Genomic DNA, 15,341 nt, shown 5'->3' on the forward strand with positions numbered 1-15,341 from the left:
TTATTTGTTATCATTGAGCAAATAATTATTTATGATTGGCTAATTTTTTGTTTCTCAACATCCGCCAAGTTTAGCAGTTCGCCAGCGTGCTCCTTTGTTAATTTAGTAACCGCAGTCCCAGCTAACATTCTAGAAATCTCAGTCACACTTTGCTGGGCAGTTAGCTCTGTGATTGTCGTTGTTGTCCGATTATCGTTGATTTTCTTTTCAATGAAGTAATGATGATCACTCATCGCCGCAACTTGGGGGAGATGAGTGATACAAAGAACCTGTGATTTTGTTGAAATTGTGTAAATTTTGTTACCAATCGCTTGAGCAACTCGGCCTGAAACTCCTGTATCGACCTCATCAAAGATAATCGAAGTTACCCCCGCCGCCCTAGCAAACATTGTTTTAAGGGCCAGCATGATTCTGGATAGTTCACCACCCGAAGCGGATTTTACAAGTGGTAACATTTTCTCGCCAGGGTTTGTCTGAATATAAAACTCGACGTGATCAGCCCCTAGTCTATTAAGTGCCTGATTCTGCTTAATGTTGACTTCAAAAACGGCTTTGTCCATATATAAGTCAGCGAGTTGTTTATGAACGGCTTTTTCTAATTCTTTAGCAGATTTTCTTCTAATTGCGCCAATCTTTTTGGCATCCTTAATCAGGGACGCTTTGATCACTGTAAGCTGTTCATCAAGATCCTGGTCTTTACTGACACTACCGGACATATCATTGAGCTCTTTTCGAATCTTGTTAAGATACTTGAGGATCTGATCAACAGAATCACCATATTTATGCTTGAGTTGATAAATCGTGCTCAGGCGCTGTTCAACCTGATCCAACCGATCCTGATCAAACTCAAGGCTGCTAAGTTGGTCCGAAATTTGGCTGGCAACATCTTGCAACGTAAAGAAAGCGCCCGATAAATTGTCCGAAATTTGTTTATAATCTGAATCCAAATCTTCAATTTCCTGCATTGAACTCATTGCTGAGCCAATCGAATCTAATGGGCCTGAATCTTCACCGTTGATTCCTTCATAGCTACTTAACAGGGCATCATGAATTTTCTGAAAATTATTCAGCTGGTCTCGCTCAGCGATCAACTCAGTGTCTTCATTTTCATGTAAGTCAGCAGCCTGAATTTCTTTAATCTGAAACTTGAGCATATCCACTCGTTGCGCCCATTGTTTTTCATTTTGATGCTTTTTTTCATTCAGTGCCCTAAGTTTGATAAACTTGTCATACTTTTCTTGGTATGATTTCAAAGTAGTGGTAAGGTCATCATCAGCAAAATCATCTAATAACTGAATGTGGCGTTCAGGTTTCATTAATTCCTGATGTTCGTTTTGACCCTGGATGTCAACAATCGTTTCACCAATTCGCTTCAAAGCAGCAATATTGACCATGATACCATTGACCCGACTGCTGTTTCGGCCGTTAGCAAAGATTTCACGTTCAATAATGATATTCCCATCACTATGCTCAATTCCAAGGTCGTCAAGAACCTCATACGTTGGATTATCATCATGAAGAATAAAGTTACCCTGGATCACAGACTTTTTGGCGCCGGTTCGGATTAAATCGTGAGAACCACGACCACCAACCAGCAAACCAACGGCATCAATAATAATCGATTTACCAGCCCCGGTTTCCCCGGTTAACACAGTCATTCCAGATTGGAATTCAATATCTAAATGTTCAATGATTGCAAAGTCAGTAATTGATAATTCAAGTAACATAGATTAACCCTTTCAGTGATTATTATTCCGTACTTAACATACTATTGATTTGGCCACGAAAACTGAGGGTATCAGCCTCCGTCTTACAAATGATTAAAACAGTGTTATCATCACCAATTGTTCCAAATATTTCACTATAGTTCATCTGATAAAGTAAGCTTGAAATAATTGGTCCACTGCCGGGCAACACTTTTAAGAAAACAAATTTATCCTGTGAGTCAACAGACACAAACGAGTCTCGAATTGTTTGAACTAATTTCTTTTCGGTATCAATATTTTTTTGCGTCGGTAAGCTGTATCGATAACCACCAGTTACAGACGGAACCTTCACCAGCTGCATATCCTTAATATCCCGGGAAACCGTTGCCTGGGTGACGTTAATTCCCTGTTTTTCTAGTAAAGCAACAAAGTCTTCTTGTCGCTGGATATTATTGTTGTTTAATAATTGTTTAATTAATCGCTGGCGTTCTTTTTTGCGCATACCTTCACCCCCAAAAGTTAATGAAAAGGGCGATTACCCTTTTAACTCAGAATAAGCGTTTTCAATCACTTTATCAATTGAAACATTTGCTGCCATGACTGGGGCATCAACTGATCGGAGTTCAACTAGGAATTCAATGTTACCAGCACCACCCTTAATTGGCGAATAATCGAGGCTTTCAACGGTATATCCAGTGGCAACGGCAAAATTCAGAATCTTTTCAAGCACCATCCGATGAACTTCAGGATCTTTGACAATGCCGTGTTTTCCAACGTTTCGCTTACCAGCCTCAAACTGGGGTTTAATCAAAGCGACGACTTCACCGTTAGGAATCAGGATAGATTTTAGAACAGGTAAAATTAGCTCTAATGAAATAAACGACACGTCAATAGATGCAAATTGCGGCTGACCATGAGTAAAATCAGCTAACTTACTATAACGGAAATTCGTATGCTCCATAACGATTACTCGTGGATCTTCCCGCAATTTCCAGACTAATTGATTGCTACCAACGTCTAAAGCATAGCTTAGTTTGGCACCGTTTTGGAGCATCACATCGGTAAACCCGCCAGTTGACGACCCAATATCTAAAACCGTCAAGCCGTTGACGTCAATGCCAAAAGCTTTAAGCGCCTTTGCAAGCTTTAAGCCGCCACGACTCACGTAAGGCATCGGTTTACCTTTTAAATGCAATTCTGTGTCAACGGGAATCTTAGTTCCTGGCTTGTCCAAACGTTCTTCGTTATTGCCGAGAATTTCACCCGCCATTACGGCACGCTTGGCTCTTTCCCGGGTATCAAATAATCCCTGAGTCACTAATAAAACATCAACTCGTTGTTTTTCCATTTTATTTTTCATCCTTAAATTCGAAATAATTGCAGAAATCAGCTAATAGTGAGAGGTCGCTTGAAAGTGTTTCAGATGCTGATTTAAGCGACTGTCTGGCACTATTAACGGTTGTTTGTAAAACGGCATATGATTTATCTAACCCCAATAAATTGGGATAAGTGTTTTTAGTGGCGTCTTGATGCACAGGCTTGCCAATTTGTTGTTCAGTCCCAACAACGTCCAAAATATCATCGTATATTTGAAAAGCAACCCCGTATGCTTCAGCAAACTTGAGTAAGTCTTTTCGTTGCGTACTTGGGACATCAGCAATTATTAGGCCCGCATTAATTGCATAACGAATCAAGGCTCCTGTCTTATTCCGATCTAATTTTTGCAGGCCGCTCAACGTCAATTTTGTTCCTTCAAAATGAATATCATCCGCTTGACCAGCAACCATCCCATGCGGACCAGCCGCTTTAGCCAATTCTAAGACAAGCTCACTTTTAATAGCACTTGGTAAGTTATTATCAACAAGCCATTGAAAGGCCAGTGGTTGTAAGCCATCTCCCGCTAAAGTTGCCATTCCCGCGCCATAAACGACGTGATTAGTCGGCTTACCACGGCGCAACTCATCATTGTCCATGGCAGGCAAATCATCATGAATAAGGGAATAAGTATGCATTAATTCTAACGCACAGCAGGCTTTTAAAATATCGTGATCAATTGATTGGCCTAGACTAGTTAAAACAGCTAAGCTAAATAGAGGTCGCAGCCTTTTTCCGCCAGCGTTAACTGAGTAGCTCATTGATTGGGCCAAAGTCTCCTGATCCGTATCAGGAATAATCTCATTTTCTAGAACATCATTAATTTTAGGAAGCCACCGTTTCTGAAAGTCTTTAAGCTTGATTGCCATTACGATCATCCTTTGGCGTTTGTGACTCAACTGGTGTTTCAAAGTCGACTTCATTGCCGTCCTTGTCCATCATTTTGGCCATGGTATGTTCAGCTTTTGTCAAGGTATCTTGTAGTTGTTCGCTTAATTGAATGCCGGTTTTAAATTTTGCCATTGAATCTTCCAGAGAAACGTTTCCCTGTTCCAACTGGGTTACAATTTTTTCTAATTGGTCCATCTTTTGTTCAAAAGTTTGGTTAACTTCTTTGCCATCAGCCATGTTGGTTATCTTCCTTCTTTGTTATTTTAGTGACATTCGCCACTACAATTCCATCAGTAAAGTGAACGTTAATCGCTTTAGACTTAAGCTGAGCTGTTTTGCTGATAAGGTGGTTTTTGTCATCGGTTGTATAAGTATATCCTCTGCTCAGAATCTTCAGCGGGCTCAAATGATCAAGTGATCCCACCAACATTTGGTATCTTTGACGAATATTTTTAACGTCTTGAATCATTGATTTATCTAGACGAGCCTGTAAGGTTGTCAATTTTTGTTGCTGCTCTTTGATTGTGTATGTTGGGGCAACGAGTCTTAAGCGCATTTTTAAATCAGCAAATCGTTCCTTACGCTTACCCGTGATTTTATCCGCTTGATTGGCTAAACGTTGAGTCAATAAATCTAAACGTTGGGAAAAAGTTTCGTAAATTCGTTGTGGCGCTGTGAATACAGTGGATTGTTGCAATCTTTTTAGACGTAATTTGTTTTGCTCAATAATTTGGTAGGTCGCATTAACAATTCGGTTTTGCGTTGTTTTTAAATCAACTAAAACCTGATCCAACCTAGGAACCGCCAATTCGGCAGCTGCCGTTGGCGTAGCAGCTCTGACGTCAGCAACCAGATCAGCAATTGTCGTGTCAGTTTCGTGCCCGACAGACGAAACAACCGGGATTTGGCTGCCAACAATTGCTCGAGCGACAGTCTCTTCGTTAAATGGCCACAGGTCTTCAATTGAACCGCCGCCGCGACCAACAATTAAAGTATCAAAATTCCCCAGGCCATTAACCCGATGAATTTGGTTGACAATATCTCCGCTTGCTTCCGTTCCCTGTACCAATGCAGGAAAAAGGACAATCTGCGCAATCGGATATCGCCGCCGAACCGTTGTAATAATGTCTCGAATAACCGCCCCACTAGGTGAGGTGACAACCGCAATTCGTTTTGGAAACTTGGTTAGGGGCTTCTTAGGAAGATTAAACAAGCCTTCATCTGCTAACTTTTTTTTGAGCTGTTCATAAGCTTGATAGAGTTGGCCGACACCGTCAGGCTCCATTCGTTCAACATAGATTTGATAGCTCCCAGTTGGCTCATAAACCGAAATATGCCCAACCACCAATACCTTCATACCCTCTGCAGGTGTGAATTTAACCTTATTAAAAGCAGATTTAAACATGATCGCACTAATTTTAGCGTTATCATCCTTTAAGCTAAAGTATTGGTGTGCATTTGGCCGCAATCGAAAATTAGATATTTCACCCGTTAGGTATACTTTAGATAAATACGGATCAACGTCAAACTTTCTTTTAATATATTTAGTTAGTGCGCTAACCGTCAGGTAGTCATTTGTTACTGCATCACTTGTCACTGCGAATACTCCATTCTGCTAAATCAACACTTTGTTGCATCAAAGTTGCAATTGTCATGGGACCAACCCCACCAGGGACTGGTGTAATGTAAGCAACTTTCTCGAAAAGGTCGTCATAATCAGTATCACCAACTAAGTGGCCCGCTTCGTTAATATTTTGCCCCACATCAATGACAACAGCTCCAGCTTTAACCGCGTCCTTTGTCAAAGTATGCAAATGACCAGTTGCTGAAACAATAATATCGGCATTCTGGGTGTATTCAGTAATGTCTCTAGTATACCGGTGAAGAATTGAGACGCTGGCACCAGCATTTAACATCAAAGCAGCCATGGGCTTGCCGACAATTGCACTTCGACCGATCATAACCGCGTTTTTACCTTTTAAAGAAATATGATACTCAGAAAACATGGTCATAATTCCCTTGGGCGTACAAGATACCGGGTAATTAGTTGTGTCATTCAAATATAATTTACCAACGTTGACGGGATGAAACCCATCAACGTCTTTTTCCGGTAAAATTGCTCGGGTAATATTTTTTTCATTAATTTGTTCTGGTAGCGGATCCTGCACCAAAATACCATGAATAGCTGGATCAGCGTTGTAATTGGCAATAAGCTGCAAAAGCGTTTCTTCTGAGGTCTCCGCCGGTAGTTGATTAACCGTTGAATTGATCCCAAGACGCTTGGCCGTTCGATTCTTATTTCGAACATATCGCTCGCTAGCCGGATCATTGCCGACAATGATAACGACTAGCCCAGGCGTTATCCCAAACTGAGATTGTAATTGTGCCACCCGTTTACTTGTTTGCTGATTTAATTTTTTTGCAAGTGCCTTGCCGTCGATAATCGTTGCCATTTAAAAATCTCTTCCTCTCTTAAAAACATTTCCGATAAACTTTATGTATAAAAAAATAGACTTACACATGTGTAAATCTATTTTACCAGTTCTTCTAAAGCATGTGACAAAATCCCGTTAACAAATTTTCGTGAACGGTCATCACTATACTTCTTTGCAAGTTCAATTGCTTCATTGATCGATACCTTCGCGGGCATGTCGTCAACATAGATCATCTCATATAAAGCGATCTCAAGAATAATGAGGTCAGTTTTAGCAATCCGATTTAGTGACCAACCAGAAATGAGGTATTTTTCAATCAGCTTATCGATTTCTGATTTATTTTCCAAAACTCCTGATATTAATTGATGCAGGTATGAAGGATAATCATCCCCATACTTGCCGTCAGTTAAAACCTGATAAAAGTCTTTCCAGTCGGTTTGCTCGTTAGTGTTCAACGCAAATAGCGTTTGAAACGCCAGTTCTCGGATATGATGCCGGGTTAATTCCACTAGTTCTCACCGTCTTCTTCGTCATCGTCAGTAGCGAAAGGATCGTTAGGGTCAACTGAACTCGTTGTCTTTTCCGGGATAACGCCTTGGACATGAACGTTAACCTCATGAACTTTTAAATCAGTCATAAAATATAACTGTTGTTCAACTTGGCTTTGAATTTCAAGTGCAACCTTAGGAACAGAAACACCGTAGTTCAAATAAACGTAAATATCAACCACTAATTCTTCGTTTGTATATGTTAGTTTAACGCCCTTACTATGTTCCTTACGTCGGCCCAGCAATTCATTAACACTGTTTGAAAATGAGCCACGCATGCGGTTAACCCCGTCTACTTGGGTGGAAGCAACGCCGGCAATAATCTCAAGAACGTTTGGCGCAATTTCAATTTTTCCTAACTCGGAATCATTAGTATGCAGGGCAATGTTCGTATCTTCAGCCATTTTAAAGCCTCCGTTTTCAATCAAATCAGTCAATCTTAGTGTTAAGCTCGGGAAATATAGGTACCGTCAGTTGTGTTAATTACTAACTTATCACCCTGGTTAACAAAGAAAGGTACTTGCAAGGTTAAGCCAGTGGTCATTGTAGCTGGCTTAGAGCCACCAGAAGCAGTATCGCCCTTAATTCCTGGTTCAGTTGACGCAACTTCTAGTGTCACTGTATTTGGCAATTCAACGCCTAACGTTTCATTACCATACTGGATAACACTTACTTCCATATTTTCTTGAAGATAATTTAGTTCAGCCTTAATTTGTTCAGCTGGAATTGAGATTTGATCATAAGTATCCATATCCATAAAGACATGCTGATCACCATCTGCATATAAGTACTGCATATTACGAGTATCAATTTGAGCTTGTTCCATCTTTGCACCGGAACGGAATGTTTTTTCTTGAACCGCACCTGTTCTCAAATTCTTTAGCTTTGAACGAACAAACGCGCCACCCTTACCAGGCTTTACGTGTTGAAAACTTAAAATTCTCCAAATTGCACCATCAACTTCAATGGTCAAACCATTCTTAAAATCAGCAGTCGAAATTGCCATTTTTGTTCCTCCTAAATGTAAAGTAACATACTTAATTATATAATACTTTACTCCTAAATATCCAATTTTAATGGATTAATAAATCTTTTTCAATCATTAAAAAAACTGGGAAGCAAAACCACCGTTTTGTCCCAGCTCTTCATTGATTCATAATGTTAAACGATTACTTAGCAGCTTCAGCAACTGGATAAACTGAAACCTGACGCTTGTCACGGCCTTTTCTTTCAAAGCGAACAACACCGTCAACTAAAGCAAATAACGTGTCATCATTACCACGGCTAACGTTGTTACCCGGATAAATATGAGTACCGCGTTGTCGATAGATAATTGAACCGCTGTGAACTGATGAGCCATCAGCAGCCTTAGTACCTAAACGACGACCAGCAGAGTTACGACCGTTGGCAGTTGATCCACCACCTTTATGGTGAGAGAAGAACTGTAAGTTCATTGCTAGCATAGTTACACCTCCGAATATAATTTAATTAATTTGCTATGTTTAATTCAATATATTGACGATAACTTGAAGCTATGTCAGCCATGCCATTTTGGAAAGTATTAAGAATTGCATCAGCTTGAATACTTTTCTTGGAATCGGCAATGACGGGAATATTAACTGAAAGATAACCACCATTTTCATCATCACTATCCACATCAACGTCTAAGCCAACAACTTCTTGAAGTCCATTTACGGTCGTAATACTGAGCACCGAAACAGCTGAGCAAACAATATCTTGCCCATATTCACCCGCATCAGCATGACCAGCAATGGTAAATTGACTCACATGATTGTGGTAGTGGTTAATAGTCGCTTTAATCATCTATCAGTCACCTCAAATATAAAATTAAGCTTTGATTGAATCAATAACAACCTTGGTATATGGTTGACGATGACCCTTCTTTGAACGTGAACCCTTCTTTGGCTTGTAACGGAAGATTGTAATCTTCTTTTGACGCCCCTGTTTTTCAACAGTTGCAGTAACTGATGCGCCATCAACTAATGGAGCACCAACCTTAACTGAATCGCCACCAACCATGACAACTTGATCAAAAGTAACCTTGTCGCCTTCGTTTGCGTCGAGCTTTTCAACGTAAATTGCATCGCCTTCAGATACTTTGTATTGTTTACCACCTGTGGTAATAACTGCGTACATATTGTGCACCTCCTTATAATTTTTGCTTAGACTCGCCGATACAGAGCGCCCTTTACAGAGACTTTCTGGCTCGAATCGAGCGGTTGTAGCTGTGGAAGCCACAATTACAACGTTACTAGTATACCTAATGGGAGATTATCCGTCAATACTAATGCACGAGAAAAAAAGACGGATCCCAACAATGCTGATATTAACGCGTAATTAACGCCTATATCTGCTATCGTTTGGAATCCAAATGTCTTTTTAATTTTTACTTTCTTTGAGCTAAATGCTTGCCGTTCCCCCGTATGGATGTTGAAGAGCCGGCAAAATATTGAAAAATTCCAGTTACAATAAAAATAAAAACAATAAATATGACGAATCCCACAACTTCCACCTCCTAACAAAGTCCTATTGAAGACTATATGTTTATTATGAAACGATTAACCCAGTGGAATCAAATTATTAATTCAAAACACATGGTAACTTAATAAAAAAATAATAATATTAACAAACCACTATTCCAGTTCAAAACATTATGATATTAGACATTGACTCATCCAACAATATCCCATATAATTATTAGTGTTGATTTGTCGCAATAGCTCAGCTGGATAGAGCAACGGTCTTCTAAACCGTAGGTCGAGAGTCCGAATCTCTCTTGCGACATAATCACCACCTTTCATAGGTGTCGATACAACGCACTCAATCCTGATGGGCTATGGGTTGAGTGCGTTTTTTTGTTGTCTTTAAATTACTGTTATTTGCCCTTAATTTCCCGCTTTTGTAGAAATATGTCCACAAAGACTTGAAAACAAAATAACTCTTCCAGACCATTTCACGATGATTCGGAAGAGTTATTTTGTATATTAAGTGGTAACCATTCTTAATAGTTACTATCCTGACGTTCTTCATTAATCTTATTCTTGTCATTGAAGGCATTTTCAATTTCGTCTTCCCGATAACCAAAATCTACTAACCCAAATTTTAATAACAGGCGCCAAGAGTGATTAAAACTATCACCACTATGATTAAAATAAGCATCAAATAGCATCCGTTTCATAGCTAAGTATTGCTTATCCAAATTGTCTTCCCTTTTAAGGGCCTCAATTTTAGAAAGATCCTTTTCAGAATTCAAGATGAAATGATTCCAATTTTTGAGGTTGGCAATTAACAAATAAAAATCCATTGCATCAACGTATTCGTAAAGTAGCGTTTCTCTTGGTGTCTTGTCGGGATCGTGTTTTCCCTTGTGAATTTTCCAAACTTTGAACCATTCGGAAGTATTCGCCATCTCAGATAATTCAACATCCAAGGCAACAAATGCATTCTTAACCCGCGCTTCGTTTGACCAATGAAGCTGCTGCTTGTTCTCAATTTGGCGATTTAAAAATACTGAAGAAGAAAGTAATGATTGTAAATCCATTTAATACCCCTTATCCAAATATAAACTGATTTGAAAGAATCTCCAATTGTTTCTTATTATCCAAATACCATTCTTGAATAAATGGATAATCAAGAAGCAAATACAGCCAATTTTCCGTTTGATTTGTATCGTGAATTGCTGCGCCCCACTTTGGTCGGTCGGAACTACCACGGTTGTAGACTTGTAATTTAGTATCATTATCAAGGGTTAAAGAAGCGCCGCCATTTTGATCAGCCATCAAAATAAATTGCTGGTCAGCTGATTTGACAAACAGCTCATCCATAATGGACTCCGGAATATCACCAGCGGCAAATTCATAAAATTCACCATTAATGCCATCCAAAACATTAAAATCAATTTTAAACCCAAAGCTCTCCTTCAAAATTTCTGCTAACTTAAGGAGGACTCCCAACGCAGCCTTAAGATCGATCACATCGGTTCCTTCTAAATCAACGACAAAATAGTCAATTAACGAGGACCCATGGAACAGTAATTCCTTTGTTTGTAAATTCAAATAAAAGAGCGGTCGGTTATAGTTTGTTGGCCCAAAGAAAAAGCCGGTTGGGTTTTTGCCAGATTTAGTAAATGTGAAGGTATTATCACCTAATGATGTAAATTTACATAGCAACTTTTGAACGTGTTCCGGATTGCTAATCTGTAAACCACCCTCAAGTCCTGAAAGACTCAATAGGCGTTCCAAAAACACCAACTGAACATCCTCATCAGAGAATTGGTGGGGAAAAACAACAAAGTCAGTATTCAATTTATAATTGGTCAGTTTAACGGCCGCCGCAAGCAGATCTTCCTTTTCAGTTGTGTTGTTCAATTGGTTAAACGCATTAACATAGTTAGTCCCATTAGTTAATCCCGTTTTAATTGAATTACTATACTGCTTGAGTAAATCGTTAGTCGTTAGAACCTTTTTTTCAGTCTCATTACTCACCGTCGCTCACCTGCGATTCTTCGGCTAAACTTTCAAGATAGTTTGCATATAGGTGATCATTGTTATTATTAAAAGCATCAAAACTGCCAAATGATGCCCGAATATTTTGCTTTTCTAGATTCAAAATGGTCTCTTCCTTAGATAAAGCCAAAATTTTGTTTTCATTTTGCTTGATTTTGGGCCGACCATTAGCTGCCTGCTCATCAATATTGGTTAACTCTAGTAGCGCATCATTTAGCCGTTGATGTTCTTCCTTAACCTTACCGGCTTCCCAAGGCATTGGAGATTTTTCTTCGTTTTCCTTTAACTGCTTTCTAATCGTTTCCTTTTGATGATCACGTTTATCTTGATCGCCAATCAATTGAGTCAACTTCTCGTTTTCTTCACCGAGTTGGCGCATTTCGTCGTCATTTACCCGTTTATTTTCAAGTTCTAGTTGGAAAGACTGGGCCAAGACGTTATATTCTTCTTCAGAAAAATTAAATCGGACGTTAATTGGGTCAAGATCCCCAAACATCCGGTGATCCCACCAATTACCAAAATAAATGTGAAACTTGCCTAACTCGTACTCATGATAATAAAAGAAAGGGTATGTCTTGCCCAAATACGTAATTAATTTATCACTTAAATGGTGGCTAAGCTGGGCATTTAAATCAGCTGCTAAACTATAATGATCTGGTTTAGCTTCGGTTAACTCTTCCCCCTTTGCCTCAGTTGCGTATCGATTTGGATCGATTAATTCATATATTTTAAGATCATTGCCCTTAATTATTGATTCATTGAGATCATTCAGATAGGTCATCTTTTGGCTTAATGCCGAAGATAAAACCGTATCATTTTGACTGAATTGATCTTCCTCAGTTTTTCTATCCATTACTATTGCCTCATTTTCCCCGATATTTATACACTTAATGTTATCTGAAAACCACTGATAAATAAAGGGCTAATCCAATTATTGCGAAATGTTTTATGATTTTGAAAAGATTTTTAATTAAATCAACAAAAAAAGTTCCCATCAAACGTGCCAACAAGAAATGACATGTTCGATGAGAACTAACACAAACCACGATTATTTTATTAATGAAACGAGAAGTCGATAATCAAGATAACCATTAATACTTTTCAAGGTATTGATCACGTTCCCAACCAGATACTTGAGTCCGATATGAGTCGTATTCCAAGTTCTTTGCTTCGATAAAGCTGTGGTAGAGTCGTTCGCCAAGGGCCTTTTCCATTGTTTCATCAGCAGACAGGTCCTTCAAGGCATTATGCAAAGTGTCTGGTAAGTTTTGGATATGGCTCTTTGCCAGTTCATCAGTGTTCATTCGATAAATGTTTCGGTCGACACTGTCTTCTGGTTGGATTTTGTTTCTCAAACCATCAAGGCCAGCTTCCAAAACGGTTGCAATTGCCAAATATGGATTGGCTGCAGGATCAACGCTTCGAAGTTCCAACCGAGTTGAATTGCCCCGAGCACTTGGAATTCGAATAAGTGGTGATCGGTTCGAACCTGACCAAGCAACATAAACTGGCGCTTCATAACCAGGTACTAATCGTTTGTATGAATTGACGATTGGGTTACATACCGCAGTGAATGAACGAGCATGCTTCAATAAGCCACCTAAGAAGTAATAGGCTTCTTGTGAAAGTTCTAATTCGCCATCTTTATCGTAAAAGGTATTTCCAGAATCGTTAAATAATGACATGTTAATGTGCATCCCAGAACCATTAATACCACTGAGCGGTTTTGGCATGAATGTTGCGTATAGGCCATATTTTCGAGCAACGGTTTTAACAACTAGTTTAAATGTTTGAATGTTATCAGCGGCTGCTAACGCATCAGCGTACTTAAAGTCAATTTCATGCTGACCAGGAGCAACCTCATGATGGGCAGCTTCAACATCAAAGCCCATTTCTTCGAGAGTTAGCACAATCTCTCGACGGCAATTTTCACCAAGGTCCATTGGGGCCATGTCAAAGTAGCTCCCCTTATCGTTCAAGTGTAAAGTTGGTTCACCATTTTCACCCATCTTAAATAGGAAGAATTCAGGTTCTGGCCCAATGTTAAACGAAGTAAAGCCAGCCTTACGCATATCTCCGAGGACCCGAATGAGATTGTTTCTAGGATCAGCTTCAAATGGCTTGCCATCTGGCGTATAGACTTCACAAATAACACGGGCAATTTTGCCTCGATCGGTGCTCCAAGGGAAGATCATCCAAGTTGATAAATCTGGATATAGGTACATGTCACTTTCTTCAATTCGAACAAACCCTTCGATTGAAGAACCATCAAACATTAACTTGTTATCAAGTAATTTATCGAGTTGACCAATTGGAATTTCAACGTTCTTAATTGTTCCAAACAAATCGGTGAACATTAATCGTAAGAATTTGACGTCCTCATCTTTGACCATCTTTCGAATATCGTCTTTTGTGTAATCGTGTTTCGTAGCCATTTATTCAGCGCTCCTATCAGTTATTAAATTTACTAAAATTATTCGGATCATCAAATGTCGAAGAAGGTGGCTTTAGGCCGCCAATATTAAGAAATTCGTCCTGAAGGATCTTTCGAACATCGCTATCCGTCAAACCCTTCTTCATATTCCGCTTTCGTTCATCTTCTAGTTGAGATTGCTTCTTATAAACTTCCTTAATTCCGGAAATATTCAAGCCATCAGCTAAGTAATCTTTGATTTCCAAAAGGCGGTCAACGTCATTCAGTGAATACATTCTTCGATTCCCTTCATTTCTAAGGGGTTTGATCAAATCCTGCTGTTCGTAATATCTTATTTGCCTTGCGGACAAGTCAGTTAACTTCATCACCGTTCCAATCGGCAATACTGACATTGAACGCCGTAGTTCCTTCTCTCGCATTGTTCACCTCCTGAATCTTGTAATCATAATAACATTCTTAAAATCAATGTCAATAGCTAATGTCATGTTTTGTAACATGAGTAGTCGTCATTTTGAAGTTAACCAATTGTCAACGTCCGCCATCAGCCGTTGAACATCCACTGGATTTTCGATAACGTTATACCAATTCGGGCGCGTTTTATTTCTGAACCATGTCAATTGACGCTTCGCATAGTGTCGTGAATCCTTTTTTATCTGTTCGACTGCTTCGTCAAACTGGCAGTTACCAGCAAAATAGTTAAAGAGTTCACGATACCCAATTCCCTTGCCTGATTGAAAATTAACACCACCGCGGTCAAATAGCATACGAGCTTCATCAACTAATCCAGCCGTTATCATTTGGTCAACCCGCCGGTTAATCCGTTGGTATAAAAGCTGACGATTGGTATTTAATCCGATTACAAACGCGTTAAATAATTGAGGTGTATCTTCCTGATCAGAAAAGCGATGACCTGTTTTTATGTAAACTTCCAGTGCTCGGACAACCCGACGAACATTGTTAACGGGAATTTGTTGAGCAGTTTGGGGATCAACCGCCTCTAACCGTGCGTGTAATTTAGCGTTACCTTTCGTATCAGCGTATTGTAATAGTTCCTGACGCAGGCGATCATCAGTATACTGATCGCCACCCAATTGCAGGCCGTTAAGTAACGCTTGGAGATAAAAACCAGTTCCACCAACGATTATGGGTAGCTTTCCCTTATTAGTGATTTTTTTAATCTGATCATTGGCATCTTGAACAAAATTGGCAACTGAGTAACGCTCATCAATATTTCGAATATCAATAAGGTGATGAACAATCCCCTGCTTTTCTGCGTTAGTTACCTTTGCAGTTCCAATGTCCAAGCCTCGATAAACTTGCATTGAATCACCAGAAATAACTTCACCATTGAATTTCCGAGCAATTTTAATTGACATTGCCGTTTTTCCAACCGCAGTTGGGCCAACGATTGCTAAAACCCTTTCCAC

Annotated in this window: 19 protein-coding genes, 1 tRNA gene and 1 other annotated feature; of the genes, 1 reads left to right on the forward strand and 19 read right to left on the reverse strand. The window is 39.4% G+C overall.

Features of this window, described 5'->3' with window-relative positions:
• Positions 1 to 29: 29 nt before the first annotated feature.
• The 13 genes from recN to rplU all read right to left on the reverse strand — a co-directional run bounded on the left by recN (position 30) and on the right by rplU (position 9,111).
• Positions 30 to 1,727 carry a DNA repair protein RecN gene (gene recN, locus FC98_RS00965; protein ID WP_008856845.1) on the reverse strand — a complete coding sequence of 566 codons (1,698 nt, stop codon included), beginning with the start codon at positions 1,725 to 1,727 and terminating at the stop codon, positions 30 to 32.
• Positions 1,728 to 1,749: 22 nt separating this feature from the next.
• The gene (locus FC98_RS00970) at positions 1,750 to 2,208 is read right to left on the reverse strand and encodes an arginine repressor (RefSeq protein WP_008856846.1); all 459 of its coding nucleotides are present in this window, start codon (positions 2,206 to 2,208) and stop codon (positions 1,750 to 1,752) included.
• 33 nt (positions 2,209 to 2,241) lie between these two features.
• Positions 2,242 to 3,054 carry a TlyA family RNA methyltransferase gene (locus FC98_RS00975; RefSeq protein ID WP_054654259.1) on the reverse strand — a complete coding sequence of 271 codons (813 nt, stop codon included), beginning with the start codon at positions 3,052 to 3,054 and terminating at the stop codon, positions 2,242 to 2,244.
• A gap of 1 nt (position 3,055) precedes the next feature.
• Positions 3,056 to 3,949, reverse strand: a complete 894-nt coding sequence (locus tag FC98_RS00980) for a polyprenyl synthetase family protein (protein ID WP_082602689.1) — start codon at positions 3,947 to 3,949, stop codon at positions 3,056 to 3,058.
• Positions 3,933 to 4,208 (reverse strand): exodeoxyribonuclease VII small subunit, encoded by a 276-nt coding sequence (locus FC98_RS00985; RefSeq protein ID WP_008856849.1) that lies wholly within the window; start codon positions 4,206 to 4,208, stop codon positions 3,933 to 3,935. The genes FC98_RS00980 and FC98_RS00985 overlap by 17 nt, the downstream gene beginning before the upstream one ends.
• Positions 4,201 to 5,568: an exodeoxyribonuclease VII large subunit gene (gene xseA / locus FC98_RS00990; RefSeq protein ID WP_056949036.1), complete on the reverse strand. Its 1,368-nt coding sequence runs from the start codon at positions 5,566 to 5,568 to the stop codon at positions 4,201 to 4,203. Before xseA ends, FC98_RS00985 begins: the two co-directional genes overlap by 8 nt.
• Positions 5,558 to 6,424 (reverse strand): bifunctional 5,10-methylenetetrahydrofolate dehydrogenase/5,10-methenyltetrahydrofolate cyclohydrolase, encoded by an 867-nt coding sequence (locus FC98_RS00995; RefSeq protein WP_056949038.1) that lies wholly within the window; start codon positions 6,422 to 6,424, stop codon positions 5,558 to 5,560. Before FC98_RS00995 ends, xseA begins: the two co-directional genes overlap by 11 nt.
• Positions 6,425 to 6,501: 77 nt before the next feature.
• Entirely contained in the window at positions 6,502 to 6,915 is a 414-nt protein-coding gene (gene nusB, locus FC98_RS01000) for a transcription antitermination factor NusB (protein WP_008856852.1), read from the reverse strand.
• On the reverse strand, positions 6,915 to 7,358 hold the full coding sequence (locus tag FC98_RS01005) for an Asp23/Gls24 family envelope stress response protein (protein ID WP_040471521.1): 444 nt from the start codon (positions 7,356 to 7,358) through the stop codon (positions 6,915 to 6,917). Before FC98_RS01005 ends, nusB begins: the two co-directional genes overlap by 1 nt.
• A gap of 41 nt (positions 7,359 to 7,399) precedes the next feature.
• Positions 7,400 to 7,960, reverse strand: coding sequence for an elongation factor P (gene efp / locus FC98_RS01010; protein WP_008856854.1), 561 nt, complete (start codon positions 7,958 to 7,960; stop codon positions 7,400 to 7,402).
• Between the two features lie 163 nt (positions 7,961 to 8,123).
• Positions 8,124 to 8,417, reverse strand: coding sequence for a 50S ribosomal protein L27 (gene rpmA / locus FC98_RS01015; protein ID WP_008856855.1), 294 nt, complete (start codon positions 8,415 to 8,417; stop codon positions 8,124 to 8,126).
• Positions 8,418 to 8,442: 25 nt separating this feature from the next.
• A complete protein-coding gene (locus tag FC98_RS01020) occupies positions 8,443 to 8,778 on the reverse strand; it encodes a ribosomal-processing cysteine protease Prp (protein WP_054654263.1) in 336 nt (111 codons plus the stop codon).
• Positions 8,779 to 8,802: 24 nt separating this feature from the next.
• Positions 8,803 to 9,111: a 50S ribosomal protein L21 gene (gene rplU, locus FC98_RS01025; RefSeq protein ID WP_040471522.1), complete on the reverse strand. Its 309-nt coding sequence runs from the start codon at positions 9,109 to 9,111 to the stop codon at positions 8,803 to 8,805.
• Between the two features lie 18 nt (positions 9,112 to 9,129).
• Positions 9,130 to 9,206 (reverse strand) — a sequence feature (ribosomal protein L21 leader region).
• Between the two features lie 479 nt (positions 9,207 to 9,685).
• On the opposite strand from rplU, the gene FC98_RS01030 reads away from it, so the two are divergent.
• A tRNA-Arg gene (locus tag FC98_RS01030) sits at positions 9,686 to 9,759 on the forward strand.
• Positions 9,760 to 9,976: 217 nt separating this feature from the next.
• Here FC98_RS01030 and FC98_RS01035 read toward each other — a convergent pair.
• From FC98_RS01035 to miaA, 6 genes are all read right to left on the reverse strand, one after another.
• Complete coding sequence (locus tag FC98_RS01035) at positions 9,977 to 10,516, reverse strand: dUTPase (RefSeq protein ID WP_008856858.1); 540 nt, start codon at positions 10,514 to 10,516, stop codon at positions 9,977 to 9,979.
• A gap of 10 nt (positions 10,517 to 10,526) precedes the next feature.
• A complete protein-coding gene (locus FC98_RS01040; RefSeq protein ID WP_008856859.1) occupies positions 10,527 to 11,459 on the reverse strand; it encodes a hypothetical protein in 933 nt (310 codons plus the stop codon).
• Entirely contained in the window at positions 11,452 to 12,333 is an 882-nt protein-coding gene (locus FC98_RS01045) for a hypothetical protein (protein WP_056949040.1), read from the reverse strand. Before FC98_RS01045 ends, FC98_RS01040 begins: the two co-directional genes overlap by 8 nt.
• Before the next feature lie 238 nt (positions 12,334 to 12,571).
• Positions 12,572 to 13,915, reverse strand: a complete 1,344-nt coding sequence (glnA, locus tag FC98_RS01050; protein WP_056949042.1) for a type I glutamate--ammonia ligase — start codon at positions 13,913 to 13,915, stop codon at positions 12,572 to 12,574.
• 16 nt (positions 13,916 to 13,931) lie between these two features.
• The gene (locus FC98_RS01055) at positions 13,932 to 14,333 is read right to left on the reverse strand and encodes a MerR family transcriptional regulator (RefSeq protein WP_008856862.1); all 402 of its coding nucleotides are present in this window, start codon (positions 14,331 to 14,333) and stop codon (positions 13,932 to 13,934) included.
• Between the two features lie 87 nt (positions 14,334 to 14,420).
• A complete protein-coding gene (miaA, locus tag FC98_RS01060) occupies positions 14,421 to 15,341 on the reverse strand; it encodes a tRNA (adenosine(37)-N6)-dimethylallyltransferase MiaA (protein ID WP_054654310.1) in 921 nt (306 codons plus the stop codon).

Source organism: Lentilactobacillus kisonensis DSM 19906 = JCM 15041, assembly GCF_001434135.1.
GTDB classification, from domain to species: domain Bacteria; phylum Bacillota; class Bacilli; order Lactobacillales; family Lactobacillaceae; genus Lentilactobacillus; species Lentilactobacillus kisonensis.